16 protein-coding genes are annotated in these 15,561 nt (G+C 71.7%); 11 read left to right on the forward strand and 5 right to left on the reverse strand.

The annotated features are described in order from the left end of the window. Positions 1 to 264 precede the first annotated feature (264 nt). Positions 265 to 1,251: an ABC transporter substrate-binding protein gene (locus MKK82_RS20840; protein ID WP_243986707.1), complete on the forward strand. Its 987-nt coding sequence runs from the start codon at positions 265 to 267 to the stop codon at positions 1,249 to 1,251. A 423-nt stretch (positions 1,252 to 1,674) separates the two neighbouring features. Here MKK82_RS20840 and MKK82_RS20845 read toward each other — a convergent pair whose 3' ends face one another. After that, a complete protein-coding gene (locus MKK82_RS20845) occupies positions 1,675 to 2,043 on the reverse strand; it encodes a winged helix-turn-helix domain-containing protein (protein WP_238291055.1) in 369 nt (122 codons plus the stop codon). 144 nt (positions 2,044 to 2,187) lie between these two features. Between MKK82_RS20845 and modA the strand changes: the two genes are divergently transcribed. Together modA and MKK82_RS20855 are read left to right on the forward strand one after the other, a co-directional pair. Further along, positions 2,188 to 2,967 carry a molybdate ABC transporter substrate-binding protein gene (gene modA, locus MKK82_RS20850; RefSeq protein ID WP_238291056.1) on the forward strand — a complete coding sequence of 260 codons (780 nt, stop codon included), beginning with the start codon at positions 2,188 to 2,190 and terminating at the stop codon, positions 2,965 to 2,967. A 551-nt stretch (positions 2,968 to 3,518) separates the two neighbouring features. After that, positions 3,519 to 4,325, forward strand: coding sequence for an outer membrane protein (locus MKK82_RS20855; protein WP_243986785.1), 807 nt, complete (start codon positions 3,519 to 3,521; stop codon positions 4,323 to 4,325). Positions 4,326 to 4,673: 348 nt separating this feature from the next. On the opposite strand, the gene MKK82_RS20860 is transcribed toward MKK82_RS20855, so the two are convergent. After that, positions 4,674 to 5,768, reverse strand: a complete 1,095-nt coding sequence (locus MKK82_RS20860; RefSeq protein WP_238291057.1) for an aldo/keto reductase — start codon at positions 5,766 to 5,768, stop codon at positions 4,674 to 4,676. A gap of 95 nt (positions 5,769 to 5,863) precedes the next feature. Here MKK82_RS20860 and MKK82_RS20865 point away from each other — a divergent pair, with 95 nt between their 5' ends. Next, positions 5,864 to 6,793: a LysR family transcriptional regulator gene (locus MKK82_RS20865; RefSeq protein ID WP_243986709.1), complete on the forward strand. Its 930-nt coding sequence runs from the start codon at positions 5,864 to 5,866 to the stop codon at positions 6,791 to 6,793. Positions 6,794 to 7,231: 438 nt separating this feature from the next. Here MKK82_RS20865 and MKK82_RS20870 read toward each other — a convergent pair whose 3' ends face one another. Together MKK82_RS20870 and MKK82_RS20875 are read right to left on the reverse strand one after the other, a co-directional pair. Further along, positions 7,232 to 7,435: a CsbD family protein gene (locus MKK82_RS20870; protein WP_243986711.1), complete on the reverse strand. Its 204-nt coding sequence runs from the start codon at positions 7,433 to 7,435 to the stop codon at positions 7,232 to 7,234. A gap of 151 nt (positions 7,436 to 7,586) precedes the next feature. Then, positions 7,587 to 7,808, reverse strand: coding sequence for a DUF1289 domain-containing protein (locus tag MKK82_RS20875; protein WP_243986713.1), 222 nt, complete (start codon positions 7,806 to 7,808; stop codon positions 7,587 to 7,589). A gap of 89 nt (positions 7,809 to 7,897) precedes the next feature. Here MKK82_RS20875 and MKK82_RS20880 point away from each other — a divergent pair, with 89 nt between their 5' ends. The 3 genes from MKK82_RS20880 (at position 7,898) to MKK82_RS20890 (ending at position 9,569) form a co-directional block, all read left to right on the forward strand. After that, positions 7,898 to 8,176, forward strand: a complete 279-nt coding sequence (locus MKK82_RS20880; RefSeq protein WP_238291062.1) for a metal/formaldehyde-sensitive transcriptional repressor — start codon at positions 7,898 to 7,900, stop codon at positions 8,174 to 8,176. Between the two features lie 9 nt (positions 8,177 to 8,185). Beyond that, positions 8,186 to 9,304, forward strand: a complete 1,119-nt coding sequence (locus MKK82_RS20885; RefSeq protein WP_243986714.1) for a nickel/cobalt efflux transporter — start codon at positions 8,186 to 8,188, stop codon at positions 9,302 to 9,304. Between the two features lie 127 nt (positions 9,305 to 9,431). Further along, complete coding sequence (locus MKK82_RS20890) at positions 9,432 to 9,569, forward strand: hypothetical protein (RefSeq protein WP_243986716.1); 138 nt, start codon at positions 9,432 to 9,434, stop codon at positions 9,567 to 9,569. 315 nt (positions 9,570 to 9,884) lie between these two features. Here MKK82_RS20890 and chrA read toward each other — a convergent pair whose 3' ends face one another. Next, entirely contained in the window at positions 9,885 to 11,129 is a 1,245-nt protein-coding gene (gene chrA / locus MKK82_RS20895) for a chromate efflux transporter (protein WP_243986718.1), read from the reverse strand. Positions 11,130 to 11,374: 245 nt separating this feature from the next. On the opposite strand from chrA, the gene MKK82_RS20900 reads away from it, so the two are divergent. The 4 genes from MKK82_RS20900 to MKK82_RS20915 all read left to right on the forward strand — a co-directional run bounded on the left by MKK82_RS20900 (position 11,375) and on the right by MKK82_RS20915 (position 15,555). Further along, positions 11,375 to 12,790, forward strand: a complete 1,416-nt coding sequence (locus MKK82_RS20900; protein WP_243986719.1) for a multicopper oxidase family protein — start codon at positions 11,375 to 11,377, stop codon at positions 12,788 to 12,790. A gap of 170 nt (positions 12,791 to 12,960) precedes the next feature. Then, the gene (locus tag MKK82_RS20905; RefSeq protein ID WP_243986721.1) at positions 12,961 to 13,173 is read left to right on the forward strand and encodes a heavy-metal-associated domain-containing protein; all 213 of its coding nucleotides are present in this window, start codon (positions 12,961 to 12,963) and stop codon (positions 13,171 to 13,173) included. Positions 13,174 to 13,264: 91 nt separating this feature from the next. After that, a complete protein-coding gene (locus MKK82_RS20910) occupies positions 13,265 to 13,708 on the forward strand; it encodes a hypothetical protein (protein WP_243986723.1) in 444 nt (147 codons plus the stop codon). Between the two features lie 86 nt (positions 13,709 to 13,794). Further along, positions 13,795 to 15,555: an efflux RND transporter periplasmic adaptor subunit gene (locus tag MKK82_RS20915; protein ID WP_243986725.1), complete on the forward strand. Its 1,761-nt coding sequence runs from the start codon at positions 13,795 to 13,797 to the stop codon at positions 15,553 to 15,555. Positions 15,556 to 15,561: the final 6 nt, after the last annotated feature.

The raw sequence follows: 15,561 nt of genomic DNA on the forward strand, positions 1-15,561 counted from the left end.
AACCGATCGGCTCCGAAATGCAGCGGCCGTCTCCCGACCGGCTTGCAGCTCCTGCGACGCATCTGCGCAGATCTGGCTTGATGCTCGTACATCCGAAACCAGTCACTGCCCGTGTCTACCTTCGGGACCGCCTTGACGCACGCGGCGCCGTCCGCGAGCATTGAAGTCGCATCGAACCGCGGCAGAACCCGCTGTCCCGACCGCTCCTACCGACGAGGTAAGGGGATGCCTCGATTGCAGATCCGGGCTCGGGATCGCGGCCGCGTGAGCAGCCGTCGTGTCGTCCTGGCTCTGCTTTGCATGACGCCGCTCGTCGGATCTCCAGCGCTTGCTCAGCGGCAGCGTGTTCCCAAGATCGGTGTTCTCTGGCACGCGGCCACTCCTCAGGACGAGGCGATCTATGCGGAGCCCCTCAGGAAAGGTTTTCAGGATCTCGGTTATGTCGAAAACCGCGACTACAATCTGATAGAAACCTACGCAGCGGAGAAGTATGAGAACTTCGTCGCCAATGCCGATCAGTTGATCAGGGCGAAGGTCGATATCATCATAGCCGTGACGGGCCCTGCGACGGCGGCGGCCCAGCGCGCCACATCGACGACACCCGTCGTCTTTTTAGTTGTGCCCGATCCCGTTGGTCGCGGATTCGCGAAAAGCCTTTCGCGACCGGGCGGAAATCTGACCGGCCTCTCAACAGCGGCTGTGGAACTGAGTTCGAAGCGCCTCGAACAATTGAGAGCTGCGATACCGGGCTTGAAGCGGGTCGGTTTGTTCGTGAACGCGAAGGACTCGTCCATGAGTCGCGCCGTCGAGGAGCGAACGCGATCGACTGCGACGGATCTCGACGTCCTCGTCGATGTGACCCGGATCGATGCACCCCAGGAACTGAGCGGCGCCTTTGCGGGACTGAGCGGCCGCTCCATCCCGGCCGTGGTGTTCATGCAAGACCCGCTGTTCTTCAACGAGCGTCGACAAATCGCCAAGCTCGGCCTGTCCAACCGTATCGCCACGATGGTGGCGAACGGCCTCATGGTCAGAGAAGGGTGCCTGATCTCCTACGGTCCCAACTTTCCGGCGCAGTTTCGACGGACCGCATCCTTCGTCGACAAGATCCTCAAGGGTCACAGCCCAGCCGAGATACCGATCGAGGAGCCCGCACGACTGGAGCTTGTCCTTAACCTGAAGACGGCCGATGCCCTCGGCCTCGAGATCCCCGCCGCTCTCCTCGCGCAGGCCGATGAGGTGATCGAGTAGGTTCACGCCGGGCTTTGCGGGTGGGCGCCTCGGGAACAAAGCTGGATGGCGGCTTGGAGGCAGCACCCCGACGAGAGCGTCTCGCCTCGAGCCGACCTCGCAGGCTGGCCGAAGAAGGCAGGGTCCGGGAAGCACCGCCGGCGGCCGGTACGGCTGGCATGGATCGGGGACGGGATGGCGGCCCTGGGGCGGATTCCCGACCGTCGGGTTCCGAGCGGCGTCGCGGTGAAGCGGGCGTCACCGCGACGCCGGCTCACGACCCATGGCGGAAGCCAGGAACGTCTGCGTGCGGGCCGCTCGGCGTTGCCGTGATCCGCGACGGAGGCGGGCGAATGGACGGTGGACCGCTTCCGGGCGCGATCCGAGGGGAGCAGACGCCGTATCCAACCGGATACAGCCGCCTGTCCGATCAAACGCGTCCGCTCAGGAGGCGCCGGTCGGCGGCACGGCGTCCCTGCCCGGCGCGGAAGCGGCGATCCGATCGAGAAAGGGCGCGGCAGCGCGGTCGGCAGCCCGCTCGATCGCGCGGTAATGGGCGATAAGGTCGGCGCCGAAGGGCGACAGGCGCGCACCTCCACCCGCCTTGCCGCCGATCTGCGCCTCCACCACAGGTCGCCCAAAGCCGGTGTTCATCGCCTCGATCAACAGCCATGCCCGGCGATAGGACATCCCGAGCGCCCGCCCGGCGGCTGAAATCGAACCCTGCTCGGCGATCATCTCCAGGAGTTGCACCTTGCCTGGGCCGATACGGTTGCCGGGGCCGACATCGATCCTGATGCTCAGGCTTGCCACCTAGCGATCCCCCCTCGCGCCATGCTGTGGGCTACCGCGCCGCACCCTCCGGGGTCCAGGGGCGTCGCGATCACCTCTTCCCCGCGGCATATTTCGCTCGCTATAGCGGGGCCGACACATCCGTCGCCGGGGACCGCGTCACGCATGCGCAGCCTGATCCGTACCGGCCTCGTCGCCGCCCTGCTCCTCGCCGCTGGAGTGGCGCAGGCGGCCGACACCGTAACGGTGTTCGCCGCGGCCAGCCTCAAGAACGCCCTGGACAATGCGGGCAAGGCTTTTACCTCGCAGACCGGCGTGGAACTCAGGGCGAGCTACGCGGCATCCTCGGCCCTCGCCCGCCAGATCGAGAGCGGCGCACCCGCGGACCTCTTCGCCTCGGCCGATCTGGACTGGATGGACTACCTCGCCAAGACGAATCTCATTCGCCCTGACACCCGGGTGAACCTGCTCGGCAACCGCCTCGTTCTGATCGCGCCGAGCGACGCGAAGGAGAGCGCCGTGGCCTTCACTCCGGAAGCGTTCGCGGCGGCGCTGGGGCCGGACGGTCGGCTCGCCACCGGCGAGGTCAACTCGGTGCCGATCGGCAAATACGCGAAGGTTGCGTTCGAGAAGCTCGGCCTGTGGGGCAGCATCCAGCCTCGTCTGGCTCAGAGCGACAACGTACGGGCGGCCCTGATGCTGGTCTCGCGCGGCGAGGCGCCGCTCGGCGTCGTCTACGAGAGCGACGCGAAGTCGGATCCGACCGTGAAGGTCGTGGGCGTGTTCCCGGCGGACAGCCACCCCCCCGTGGTGTACCCGTTCGCCGTCACCGCGGACGCCAGGGGCGCGGGTGCGAAGCGGTTCCTGGAGTACCTCCGGAGCCCGGCGGCCAAGCCCTTTTTCGAGGCCGAGGGTTTCCGCGTCATCGACGGCGGCAAGGACTAACCGGCTCCGAGCGCCCGAGGACGACGGATATCGGGACGATCGGTGCGCGCGCCGATCGTCCCGGACCCCGTGGCCGCGATCGGGAAGGGCGCCCCTACGGCGCAGGCCAAGATCGAGACCATGCCGGGGCGGGTCGTCACCGCAGCCGTCGCCGACGAGGCGGTCGACAGTCTGACGCTCGTCGTCGGTCCGGGCCACGCCGGGATCAGGGCGTCCGACGCCATGCCGCGCCCGAGAACCCCGCTGACCCGTCGCTCATCGGCCAGCGGGACGACGGCCAGCACCACGAGAGGGCCGTCGGAAATGTATGGCGTGGATGGGGGATTAAAAGAGCGTCCGATCCGTTCATCTTGCCCCGGCGGATACATGACACTGTCATCGCCTCCGCGAACCCAGCATCGCGCGATCCCGTCTCCGAATAGATTTGATCTCAGCCACATCCACCCCGCGGTGTGACTTTGCGGATACATGAGTTCGGAGCGTTCTCGTCTAATCATCGTCGCGATTCGGGACACAGACGGGGGACGACCGTGATCAGAAATCTGCTCGGCATGTTCGTGGCGTGCACTGCGTTGACCGGTGCCGCATCCGCGGCCGACCTGCCGCGCCGCGCCGCTCCGCCGCCGGTGTTCACCCCCGTCCCGGTGTTCACCTGGACCGGCGCCTACTTCGGTATCAACGCCGGCTACGCCTACACCGAGGCGGACACGATCCGGACCGTCGGCATCGGCGCGCTGCAGAACAACGTGAACAACCTGCTGCGCAGCCCGGCCGTCCGCCTGTCGCAGGACGGCTTCTCCGCCGGCGGCCAGGTCGGCTACAACTACCAGTTCACCGCGGGCTCCGGCATCGTCGTCGGCGTCGAGGCTGATGCCCAGTACATGGATCTGCAGCGCACCGGCGTGCAGTCGATCTTCCGCCCCGCCTTCAACCCGAACGTCCTGACCAACACCTACCGGACGGATCTGAGCTTCCTCGGTACCGTGCGCGGACGCGTGGGCTACGCCTTCGACCGCGTCTTCGTGTACGGCACCGGCGGCTTCGCCTACGGCGACGTGACCCAGCGGGTCGGCTTCCAGACGGCGGCGCCGCTGACCTACTTCGGCAGCCGCTCGCGGATGGACACCGGCTACGCCTACGGCGGCGGCATCGAGTACGCCCTGCCCACGGACTCGTTCCTGAACTTCTTCCGGTCGAATGCCGTGACGATCAAGGCCGAGTACCTGCGCTACGACCTCGGCAGCCACAACCTGCTGGTCGGATCCGTCGGCGGCCCGGGTGTCGGCTACATCTCCCGCTTCCGGACCGAGGGCGGCATCGCCCGCGCCGGCCTGAACTTCAAGTTCGGCTCGTACTGAGATCGGTCGCGCTTCGCCCGGCCCTGTGCCGCGGACGTGGCGGCGGGCGAGGCGCGTCGGTCCTGTCCTTCGCCCCGTGACGGACGACGGGGCGCACTGGTCGACCTTGGCATCCCCCGCCCGGTCGACCTGGCCGTGCGGGTGTCGACGCCCCGGACGCACCTGCGCCTGGGGCGTTCTTCCATGGCTCGGCGGCCCCGCAACCTGCAGATCGTCGCCCCGCAGAGCGGGCCGGGCCTCGACGCCGACCCGACCGCCGGGTTCCGTCCGACCCCGGCAGCCGGTTTCGGTTCGGTGCGCGGATCGCGTCCGCCGGCCGGTGTCGCCGCCGCCGAGGAGGCGATGGATCTACCAGGCCTGGACGGCCTGACCGCCGAAGATGGTCGGCGTCGGCAGGTCGAAGATGAAGTAGGGGTTGAGGCTTGGCGGCTTGCCGGCCGCGTCCAGCCGTTCCTGCTGGTCGGCGCTCAACGCCACCTCGAGGGCGGCGACGTTCTGCTCCAGCTGCTCGGGTCGGCTCGCGCCGACGAGCACCGACGAGACGCCGGGCCGCCGGGCGACCCAAGCCAACGCGACCTGCGCCATGGGCCTTCCGACCTCCGCCGCGACCGCCCGCAGCACGTCCACCACCGCGAAATTGGCCTCCGTGAACAGCAGGCCGCCGAACGGGTTGTCGCCGTTCAGCCGCCCGTCGCTGCCGCCCTGAGGCGTCTCGCCGGTCCGGTCCGGGAGCGAACCCGCCCCGCCGGACTTGGCCAGCATCCCGCGCCCGTACTTGCCCGTCAGCAGGCCCGCGGCCAGGGGGCTCCACGGCACCAAGCCCATCCCGAGCGCCTTGCCGGCGGGGAGGACGTCGAGCTCCACGCCCCGGTCGACCAGGGAGTAGGCGTATTGCAGCCCGACCGGCTCCGGCAGGCCGTGCGCCCGCGCCAACGTGGCGATCTGCGCCGCGTACCACGCCGGGGCGTTCGAGAAGCCGTAATAGAGGATGTCGCCGCGGGCGACGGCGTCGGTCAGGGCGCGCAGCACCTCCTCGGGCGGCGTGGTCCGGTCCCAGACGTGGGTCCAGTACAGGTCGATCCAGTCGGTGCGGAGCCGCCGCAGGGAGCCCTCCAGGCCGGCGCGGATGTTGCGGGCGCTGTTGCCGCCCGCGAGCGGCGTGCCCTGCGCGCGGGAAAAGCCGGACTTCGTCGCGATGACCAGACGGTCGCGCAGCCCGCGCTCCGCGACTCGCGCGCCGAGCATCGTCTCGCTCTCGCCGCCGGAATAGACATCCGCGGTGTCGATGAAGTTGCCGCCGGCCTCGACGTAGCAGTCGAGGATCGCCGCCGAGACCGCCGCGTCGCTGCCCCAGCGGCCCGCGCCGAAGGTCATGGTGCCGAGCGCCAGCGGGCTCACCGCCAGGCCCGAGCGCCCCAGGGTCCGATAATGCGTCAGGTCCATCGCCGCGCCTCTCTGTTGAGGCTCTAGGCGTAATCCGCCACAGGCGCCGCGATTAGCTGCTATGATCGGCATGGGTTTGTGAGTTCGGCTCAGGAATGCGGCGCGGTACCCTCGATGACTTGGCGGCCTTCGCGGCGGTGGCACGCCATCGCAGTTTCACGCGGGCGGCGGCCGAGATCGGCGTGTCGGCCTCCGCCCTCAGCCACACCATGCGGGGGTTGGAGGAACGGTACGGCGTGCGCCTCCTGGCTCGCACCACCCGCAGCGTCGCCCCGACCCCGGCCGGCGAGCGGCTGCTCCGGTCCCTGGGGCCTGCCCTCGGCGAGGTCGCACGGGGCCTCGACGCCCTGGCCGATTGGCGCGGCGTACCCTCGGGCCGCTTGCGCCTGACGACGTTCGCCTACGCCGCACGCACCGTCCTCGAACCGCGGCTGCCCCGATTCCTGATCGACCACCCCGCGGTCTCGGTGGAGGTGGTCGTCGACGACCGACTGACCGACATCGTCGCGGCGGGGTTCGATGCCGGCATCCGCTTCGGCGAGACGGTCGAGCGGGACATGGTCGCGGTCCGGGTCGGACCGGACCTGCGTACGGTGGTCGTCGGCACGCCCGCGTATTTCGCCCGCTATCCTCGCCCCGCAACGCCCGCCGACCTGGAGGCGCATCGCTGCGTAAATTACCGCCTCGTCGGCGGGGGCGGCCTGCTGCCCTGGGAGTTCGCCCGCGACGGGCGCGAGATCCGGGTCCGCGCGGGCGGGCAGTTAATCGCTAACGATGGGGGCCTCGCTGCGGCAGCCGTGCGGGCCGGGGCGGGGCTCGGCTACATGCTGGAGGACGAGGTCGCCGACGACCTCTCGGCCGGGCGGCTCGTCCAGGTGCTGGACCCCTGGTGTCCCCCGTTCCCGGGCTGCCACCTGTACTACCCCGACCGGCAGGTCACCCCGGCCCTCCGAAGCCTGATCGAAGTCCTGCGCTGGAGGGAGCCGGCGGCACGGGTGGGCGCCGCGCCGCCGGATCCCGCCTGAGGCGCGCCCCGCTACAGGCGGAGGCAGCCCCGCGCGATCGCGGCGGCGCAATCGCGATGGCTGCGTGGCCCGCGACCGGCCGGGCCGGCCACGTGCTCCACCTCGGCCACGCCACGGCGCCGTCCGCCTGGTCGCGGCGCAACATCACCTTCAGGTCGCAGGCGCGCCCGGGAGGGTGTGGATCGGCTCGCGCTCACAGGACGCGAGGTCCGGTCCCCGGCACCGGTTGCGCCGCGTTCAGCCGGCCCACGGGCCCGCGACGCCGTTCGCGGGCGACGGTCCGGCCACGGATCGGACATCGTCCCGACCGACGAGCCCGGCGGGGCGGGCGGTCCGCGTGAGGACAGCCTGTGCCGGGGCTCGCGGCGTCCCCCGGCGATGCCGTGGCGGTGACATCGGGATGCCCGGGGCGCGCGGTGCCGCCCCGGGGCCGACGGATCACGCCTTGCCGGTGACCTTGTCGGCGACGTGCTTGGCGCCGTCCTTGACGTCGCCGGTCGCCTTCTGGGCGTCGCCCTTGAGTTCCTGAGCCTTGCCTTCGGCCTTGAGCTTGTCGTTGTCGGTGGCGTTGCCGACGCCCTGCTTCACGGTGCCGACGGCCTCGTTGGCCAGGCCCTTGATCTTGTCGGTCGTGCTGCTCATGGCGGTTCTCCTTCGCGACTTGGCGCGACCTGGGCGGCCCCGCGATCAGGAACGGCGTCTGCCCGGGCCTCGTTCCCCGGTCCCGGGAGACGGGGCCGAGGCGTGGCGAGGCCGGCCGGTCGACGACCACACCGGCATCCCGCGGAGGGCCCTAGCGCCGGCCACGCGCGGGCGGAGACGTTGGCGTCGGCGCAGGCGGGGTCCTGTCCTGCTGCACCAACCGGCGCGGGAGTTCCCGGAGGAGGCCCGTGCGTCGGTAGGGCGACATCTTCCGCCATGCCCGGATCTCCGGGACCGTACGGCCACACCCCACGCACCATCCGTTTCGGCCGTCGAACCGGCAGACGGAGATGCAAGGGTCGTCCTTCGTCATGTTACGGGCTCTCTGACGGGCGCGCGTTTTCGCCTCGACACACGATAGGGTACCCCCCTATATATCATCCCGGAAGCGGAAGCCGCCCCATGGCTCACACGATCAAGGAAAAGACCAAGCTCCTGGCGCGGGTGCGCCGGATCAAGGGTCAGGCGGAAGCCGTCGAGCGGGCCCTGGAGGCCGAGCTCGGCTGCAGCGACGTCCTGATGCTGGTCGCCTCGATGCGTGGAGCCATCAACGGGCTGACCGCCGAGCTGATGGAAGACCACATCCGCCACCACGTCGTGAACCCGGACGCCGAGCCCGACGCCGAGCGCGCCCGCGGCGCGGCCGAGCTGATCGAGGTGGTGCGGACCTACCTGAAATGACGGGCGCCGATGACCTCCTTGCCTGACCTGCTTCAGCAGGGGACCGCACATGCCTGGCTGTTCGTGCCGAGCGCGATCCTGCTCGGCGCCCTGCACGGCCTGGAGCCGGGCCACGCGAAGACGATGATGGCCGCCTTCATCATCGCGGTCCGGGGCACGGTCACGCAGGCGGTGCTGCTGGGGCTCGCCGCCACGCTCTCGCACACCGCCGTCGTGTGGCTCATCGCGCTGGGCGGGCAGTATCTCGGCCAGGAATGGGGCGGCGCGGCGAGCGAGCCGTACTTCCAGCTCGCCTCCGCGGTCGTCATCGTCGGCATCGCGCTCTGGATGGCGTGGCGCACCTGGCGCGCGCAGCACCACGACCATCACCACCATCACGACGCGGCGAGGCGCGTCGCGACCGAAGCCGGGATCCTGACGCTGGAGCTGTTCGAGGACGGCGTGCCGCCGCGCTGGCGGGTGCGGGCGGAGGGGCGCGCGCTGCCGGCCGCCGGGGCGACGACCCTCGAGACGGTCCGGCCCGATGGCGGTCGGCAGACATTCGCCTTCGCGACCGGGGACGACCTCCTGGAAAGCCTGGAGACCGTCCCGGAGCCGCACGCCTTCACGGCGCGTCTACACCTGGAGGGGCCGGCCGGAGCCGAGACCCATGAGCTTGCCTTCGAAGAGCACGAGCACGACCATGGACACATGAACCTGGGCGACGAGGACGACGCCCATGCCAGGGCGCATGCCGAGGACATCCGCCGCCGCTTCACGGGCCGGCCGGTGACGACCGCTCAGATCGTCCTGTTCGGCCTGACCGGCGGCCTGATCCCGTGCCCGGCGGCCATCACGGTCCTGCTCCTCTGCATCCAGCTCAAGCAGTTCAGCCTGGGCTTCGCACTCGTCGTCTGCTTCAGCATCGGCTTGGCGCTCACGATGGTCTCGGCCGGCGTTATCGCGGCGCTCAGCGTCAAGCACGTCGCCGCGCGCTGGTCCGGTTTCGGCGGCTTCGCCCGCCAGGCGCCCTACGCCTCGGCCGCCCTGATCGTCTTGGTCGGCCTCTACACGGGCTGGCTCGGCTGGGAAGGCCTCCACCATCCTGCGGCCACGCAGGCGGACAGGGCGTCGAGCTTGGCGGGTTGAGCGATCGTTCTCCTCGACGGCTGGGTCCCCGGCATCGCCCCTCCGACGCACGGCCGAGAGCCGGTCGAACCCGGTGCGCACGACCTGGTCCCCGTGATTGCGGCGGGCCATCCGCGAGCTTGACCACATGGAACACCAGGATCTCCTGGCTGGCTCCGTCCGGCGGCACATCCTCCACCACGCGGCCGCGGGCGATCTCTACGCCCAGCGGATGATCGAGGAACCGGGTCGCCGCGGCTACAAGCCCGGCGCCGGGGGGACCTGACCTCACGGACGGAACGGACCGGCCGCAGCCAGTCGCGGATCGACCGCGCGACGCCGTCGGGCGGCGATGACCGCGCCCCGGCGCGCCAGCGGAGGCGCGGGCCGTTCCACGAGGTGCCGCCGCGCGAGGGACCCGACCGCCACGGCACCGCGCGTCGGCGACAAGGGCCGTCCCTCACGACGGGGCAGGCCGCGTCCCTCGCCCCGCCCGAGAGGCTGAGGTGGCCGGCATCCACCCGCGGTGAAGCCGGCCTGAACGGTGGCCGGGGCCGCCGGCGCGGCGCGCCCGCCGGCCGTAACGGGTGACCTTCTCCGGTCAGAGCAGGGTCAGGGCGACGCCGCCCAGGGCCGTGAGCGCGACGACGATCCACGGCGGGACCCGACCGACCGTCAGCAGCACGAAGGCCAGCACGGCCACCGCGACATCGCGGGGGGTGCCGACCGCGCTGGTCCAGACGGGATCGTAGAGCGCGGACCCGAGGATGCCGACCACCGCCGCGTTGGTGCCGCGCATCCCCGCCTGAGCCAGCGGACGCGTCCGGAACGCGTCCCAGTAGGGCAGCATGCCGTAGACCAGCAGCAACCCCGGGAGGAAGATCGCCACGAGCGCGATGGCCGAGCCCACCACCCCGTGGGGCGCCGGCCCGGCGACGGCCCCGAGATAGGCCGCGAAGGTGAACAGCGGGCCGGGCACGGCCTGGGTCGCGCCGTAGCCGGCGAGGAAGGTGCCGGAGCCGACCCAGCCCGGGGCGACCACCTCGGCCTGCAGCAGCGGCAGCACCACGTGGCCGCCGCCGAACACCAGGGCGCCGGAGCGATAGAAGGCGTCGAACAGTGCCGGGGCCTGGGCGTGCAGGCCGGCGGCGAGCATGTGAGGCACGACGAGGAGCAGGGCGAAGGCGATCAGCGCCGCAGCCCCTGCCCGACGGGACACCGGGAACGCGAGGTGCCCGGCTTGACCCGGCGGCGCCGCGCGGCAGAGGGCGAGGCCGGCGACGGCGCCGAGGACGATGGCGGCGAGCTGCCCGACCGAGCCGGCCACGAACACGGTGAGGAACAACGCCGCCACCGCGATGCCGGCGCGCGGCCGGTCCGGCGCCAGGGAGCGGGCCATGCCCCACACCGCCTGCGCGACCACGGCGACGGCGACGAGCTTCAATCCGTGGATCGCGCCGTCGGCGACAGGGCCGGACAGCGCGGCGGCGCCGTACGCGAAGGCGAGCAGCAGCAGGGCCGACGGGAGGGTGAACCCGGCCCAGGCGGCGAGCCCGCCGGGAAGCCCGCCAGCACGGAAGACGCCCAGCGAGAACCCGACCTGGCTGGAGGCCGGCCCGGGCAGGAACTGGCAGAGCGCCACCAGGTCGGCGTAGCCGCGCTCGTCGAGCCATCGGCGTCGGGTGACCAGCTCGTCGCGGAAGTAGCCGAGATGCGCGATCGGGCCGCCGAACGCGGTCAGGCCGAGCTTGAGGAAGGCCAGGAACACTTCGCCGGCGGAGCCGGGAGGGCCTGCGGAGGCTTCGCCGGCAGGCCTCGCCTCAGCGGTCGGGGGAGCATCGGCCATGGTCCGTCTCGGTCCGTCTCGGTCCGTCGTGGCAGGAGGAGGTGGGGTCGCGAGCGTCCAGGGTTCGGCGTCCCTCGCAGGACGGCCTCCCCCGGCGCCCCATCGAGCGCCGGTCCGGCCTTGCTGTCGCAGCCGCCTGGATCGGTGAGCCTTCCTGCGGTATCGGGTTTCGATATCGAGGACGAGGGGCCGGGACAAGGCGCCCTCGCAGGCCCGTCCCGCCCCGTCGCGACAAGGACGCCACGATGCCCGTCCGCAGGCCTCACCCGGACCGTCGCGAGGTCCTTGGCCAGGTTCTTGGCCAGCTCCTTGGCGCTGGCGGAGCCGCGGCGCTCGGCCTCACGATCCCGCCGGTTTCCGGCCGCGCCGCGGAGGCGCGCGCGGACCATACCCTCCAGATCGCGCCGGTCTCGCACGAGATCGCCCCCGGCAAGGTCATCCGCACGACCGCCTACAACGGCGCCGTCCCGGGGCCCGTCCTGCGCCTGAAGGAGGGTGAGCCGGTCCGCATCAACGTCGTCAACGACAGCGGCTATCCCAACCTCGTCCACTGGCACGGGTTGCACCTCCCGCCCGAGCAGGACGGCGCGAGCGAGGAAGGCTCGCCCATCATCGCGCCGGGCGGGTCGCTGGTCTACGCGTTCACGCCGAAGCCCTCCGGTACGCGCTGGTACCACAGCCACGCCATGGCCATGGAGGACCTGACCCGGAGCACCTACTCGGGCGAGTTCGGCTTCCTGATCGTGGAGCCGGCGGCGGGCGACCCCGGCCGCTACGACCGCGAGGTTCTCCTGGCGTCCCACACCTGGGAAGGCCACTGGGTCAGCGTGCAGGACCTGAAGAAGGGGCCGCCGCCGGACAACGGCCTGGAGGCGATGTACCGCTCGGCGACGCTGGGGGACCGGATGCTCGGCCACGGCGAGCCCGTCCGGGTCCGCGAGGGCGAGCGGGTGCTGTTCCGCATCCTCAACGCCAACGCGAGCATGGGCATCTCGCTCGCCCTGCCTGGTCACCGCTTCCAGGTGGTCGCGCTCGACGGCAATGCCGTGCCGGTCCAGGCCTCCGTCGAGGTGCTCAAGCTCGACGCGGCGGAACGGGCCGACGTCCTCGTCGAGATGAACAACCCCGGCGTCTGGGTGCTCGGCTCGACCAAGGACGTCGAGCGCGGCATGGGCATGGCCGTGGTCGTCGAGTACGCGAACCGGCGGGGCGAACCGCAATGGGTCCAGCCGCAGCGGGACGACTGGCGCTATGCCGCCTTCGCCCGGGACCGGGCGGCGGCCGCGCCGGACGAGACCATCGCCCTGCGGTTCGAGAAGATCCCCGGGGGCCGCGGCGGCTACAACCGCTGGACGATCAACGGCAAGTCCTGGCCCGACACCGATCCGCTGTTCACGGTGCAGCGGGGCAAGCGCTACCGCCTCGTCATGGACAACCACAGCGGCGACGAGCACCCGGTGCACATCCACCGCCACACGTTCGAGGTCACGAAGGTCGGCGACCAGCCCATGTCGGGGCTGATGAAGGACACGATCAGCCTGCCCCGCTTCTCCAAGGCGGAGATCGACCTCGTCGCCGACGACCCCGGTGCGACCTTCTTCCACTGCCACCATCAGGACCACATGGACGAGGGCTTCGCGGGGCTGATCCGCTACGTGTGAGCCCGGCGAACCTGAGCGCGGCGCCGCCCCCCGGACGGGACGACCCGGCGACGCGACAGCGCCGGAGAACGCGGCGGCCCAGATCCTTGAGGCTCCACGGATCCGGGGGCCTTGACCTTCCAGCGGTGGGAAGCCCCATCTCGTCGGGACGGTATCCGCAGGAGAGCGTCATGGTCCGCGTCAAGGTCGACAAGATGGGGTGCGGAGGCTGCGCCAGAGCCGTGACCAAGGCCGTTCAGGCCATCGAACCCGGCGCCCGGGTGCAGGTCGACCTGGGGACCAAGCTCGTGACCGTGTCGGGCGCCGCCGGACCGGCCGGGAGGATCGCCCACGCCATCGCGGCGGCGGGCTACCCGGCGGAGCCACTGCCCGCCGCTGCCTGAAGCCGCGGAGCGGAAACCGAACCGGCCTTCCCGGATGCGCGTCCGATCCGCGGACATGGTCCTGCCCCCCGAACCGGTGTAGACCCTCCCCATGAGCCTCGACCGGCAGACCCTGCGCCTGATGGCGGCCGTGATCCTCGCGATCATCGCCTACGTCGCGCCGTCCGCCGTCCAGGCCCACGAGGGCCATGGCCATCACGGCCATCACGTGATGGCGGCGCGGCCGAAGGTGGTCCCCCCCACGGCCGTGCCGGCGAAGCCGGCGGTCACCGCCGGGGCGCCCGCGTGGTCCAGGGTCGCGCTCGCCACCGTCGAGGCGGCGCGCATCGAGCCGACCGAGGAAGGTTGCTGCCGTCTGGGCTGCAGGACCCGCTGCTGCGGGACGATGACCTGCTGCGCCACCGGCGTCCTCGCCGGGCCCTACGCCCTGTCGCCGTCCCTGTTCCGGGCCGTCACGCTGATCCCGCGCGACGTCGTCGGCCGCGCCGGCAGCGGCCCCGAGGCCCTGCCCGAGCCCCCACGAACCCGCGCGTGAGATGAGGCGCGCCTGAGGCGCGCGACGCCCGAGGTGCGCCCGTCCGTGGCCGCGCCCGGCATCCCCACCGCAAGGATACCGTTCCCATGTCGATCCGTCCTGCCGCCGCCCTCGGCGCGGTGGCGCTGCTGGCCGCCGTGCTGGCCGGGCCCGCGCGCGCCCACGAGGGCCACGACCACGGCGCCGGCCAGCCGCCCGTCTCGAAGACCATCGCCCCGCGCGGCGAGGCCCTCACCGAGGCCTTCGAGCTCGTCGCCGTCCCGCGCGACGGCATCCTGACCCTGTTCCTCGACCGCTTCCAGACGAACGAACCGGTGACCGGCGCGACGGTCGAGGTCGAGACGCCCGAGGGTCCGAGGACAGCGACCGCCACGCCCGAGGGCGGCTACGCGCTGCCGGCCCCGTGGCTGTCGAAGCCCGGGCGGCACGCGTTTACCGCCACCGTCACGGCGGGCGAGGACGTCGACATCCTCGCAGTCGCGGTCACCGTCCCGGGCGGAAAGGCGACGGCGTCTACCGACCCGACGGCTTCCTCGGCAGCGTCGATGCAGGCCGTGACGTCGCGCGTCTCGACGATCGCCCGCGGCATCCGCGAGCGCCTCGGCAAGAAGGACCCGGCCCTCTTCGGCGCGGTCGCCGTCGCCTTCCTGCTCGGCATGCTCACGACCGGGCTCGCCCGGGGCCGCCGCAGCGTCCCGGCGGTGGCGCTCGTCGCCATCGGCATCACCCTCGTGCTGGGCACCGCCGCCTTCGCGCACGGCGCCGAGGATCATGACGCCGCGGATCACGGCGCCCCCGTGCAGGGGGCCGCGCTGGCCGAGCCGCGGCCGGGCGCGCCCGCCGCGTCGGACCTCGCGCAGCGCCTGCCCGACGGTTCGGTGTTCGTGCCGAAGCCGACGCAGCGCCTGCTGGTCCTGCGCACCACCGTGACCGAGACGGGCATCTTCCACCGCTCGGTCGCGCTGCCCGGCCGCATCATCCCCGACCCGAACGCCAGCGGCGTCGTGCAATCCTCGGTCGGTGGTCGGCTGGCGCCGCCGCCGCCGGGCCCGTTCCCCCGCCTCGGCACGCGGGTGCGCAAGGGCGAGGTCCTGGCGACCGTCACGCCGCCGATCCAGGCGGTCGACGCCTCGGACATGCGGCAGACCCAAGGCGACCTCGACCAGCAGATCTCCATCGTCGAGCGCCGGGTCGACCGCTACAAGCGCCTGGCCACGACCGCCGCGGTGCCCCAGAGCCAGTTTGAGGACGCGGTCGCCGAACTGAAGGGCCTGCAGGACCGCCGCGCGGCCCTCGACAAGATCCGGCAACAGCCCGAGCCCCTGGTGGCGCCGGTCGACGGCGTCGTCGCGCAGGCTGCGGCGGTGGCCGGGCAGATGGCCAGCCCCGGGCAGATGGTGTTCCAGGTCGTCGACCCGAATCGCCTCTGGGTCGAGGCGCTGAGCTTCGACGCCCTGACGCCCGCGCAGGACGCCACGGCGCGGCTCGCCGACGGCCGCACCCTCAAGCTCGCCTACCAGGGCTCGGGCCTCGCCGACCGCAACCAGGCCATCCCGGTGCAGTTCGCCGTCCAGGGCGACGCCTCCGGCCTGCGGGTCGGGCAGTTCGTCACCGTGCTCGCCGGTACCGACACGGAGCAGACCGGGCTGGCGCTGCCGCGCGCGGCGGTCGTGCGCGCCGGCAACGGGCAGGACGTCGTCTACGAGCACACCTCCGCCGAGCGCTTCGAGGCGCGGCCGGTCCGGATCGAGCCCCTCGACGGCGGCCGCGTCCTCATCGCCGAAGGGGTCGGACCGGGCAAGCGGGTCGTGACCCAGGGCGCCGAGCTCCTCGATCAGGTCCGCTGAGGAGGC

It is taken from the genome of Methylobacterium sp. E-046 (genome assembly GCF_022829625.1).
GTDB classification, from domain to species: Bacteria; Pseudomonadota; Alphaproteobacteria; order Rhizobiales; family Beijerinckiaceae; genus Methylobacterium; species Methylobacterium longum.

What these genes read in the sequence shown, in the direction of transcription:
- MKK82_RS20855 (WP_243986785.1), top strand. Translation starts at nt 3,519, where the DNA reads ATGTTCGTGGCGTGCACTGCGTTGACCGGTGCCGCATCCGCGGCCGAC.
- MKK82_RS20880 (WP_238291062.1), top strand. Translation starts at nt 7,898, where the DNA reads ATGGCTCACACGATCAAGGAAAAGACCAAGCTCCTGGCGCGGGTGCGC.
- MKK82_RS20870 (WP_243986711.1), bottom strand. Translation starts at nt 7,435, where the DNA reads ATGAGCAGCACGACCGACAAGATCAAGGGCCTGGCCAACGAGGCCGTC.
- MKK82_RS20910 (WP_243986723.1), top strand. Translation starts at nt 13,265, where the DNA reads ATGAGCCTCGACCGGCAGACCCTGCGCCTGATGGCGGCCGTGATCCTC.
- MKK82_RS20890 (WP_243986716.1), top strand. Translation starts at nt 9,432, where the DNA reads ATGGAACACCAGGATCTCCTGGCTGGCTCCGTCCGGCGGCACATCCTC.
- MKK82_RS20860 (WP_238291057.1), bottom strand. Translation starts at nt 5,768, where the DNA reads ATGGACCTGACGCATTATCGGACCCTGGGGCGCTCGGGCCTGGCGGTG.
- MKK82_RS20875 (WP_243986713.1), bottom strand. Translation starts at nt 7,808, where the DNA reads ATGACGAAGGACGACCCTTGCATCTCCGTCTGCCGGTTCGACGGCCGA.
- MKK82_RS20865 (WP_243986709.1), top strand. Translation starts at nt 5,864, where the DNA reads ATGCGGCGCGGTACCCTCGATGACTTGGCGGCCTTCGCGGCGGTGGCA.
- MKK82_RS20905 (WP_243986721.1), top strand. Translation starts at nt 12,961, where the DNA reads ATGGTCCGCGTCAAGGTCGACAAGATGGGGTGCGGAGGCTGCGCCAGA.
- MKK82_RS20900 (WP_243986719.1), top strand. Translation starts at nt 11,375, where the DNA reads ATGCCCGTCCGCAGGCCTCACCCGGACCGTCGCGAGGTCCTTGGCCAG.
- MKK82_RS20885 (WP_243986714.1), top strand. Translation starts at nt 8,186, where the DNA reads ATGACCTCCTTGCCTGACCTGCTTCAGCAGGGGACCGCACATGCCTGG.
- MKK82_RS20915 (WP_243986725.1), top strand. Translation starts at nt 13,795, where the DNA reads ATGTCGATCCGTCCTGCCGCCGCCCTCGGCGCGGTGGCGCTGCTGGCC.
- modA (WP_238291056.1), top strand. Translation starts at nt 2,188, where the DNA reads ATGCGCAGCCTGATCCGTACCGGCCTCGTCGCCGCCCTGCTCCTCGCC.
- chrA (WP_243986718.1), bottom strand. Translation starts at nt 11,129, where the DNA reads ATGGCCGATGCTCCCCCGACCGCTGAGGCGAGGCCTGCCGGCGAAGCC.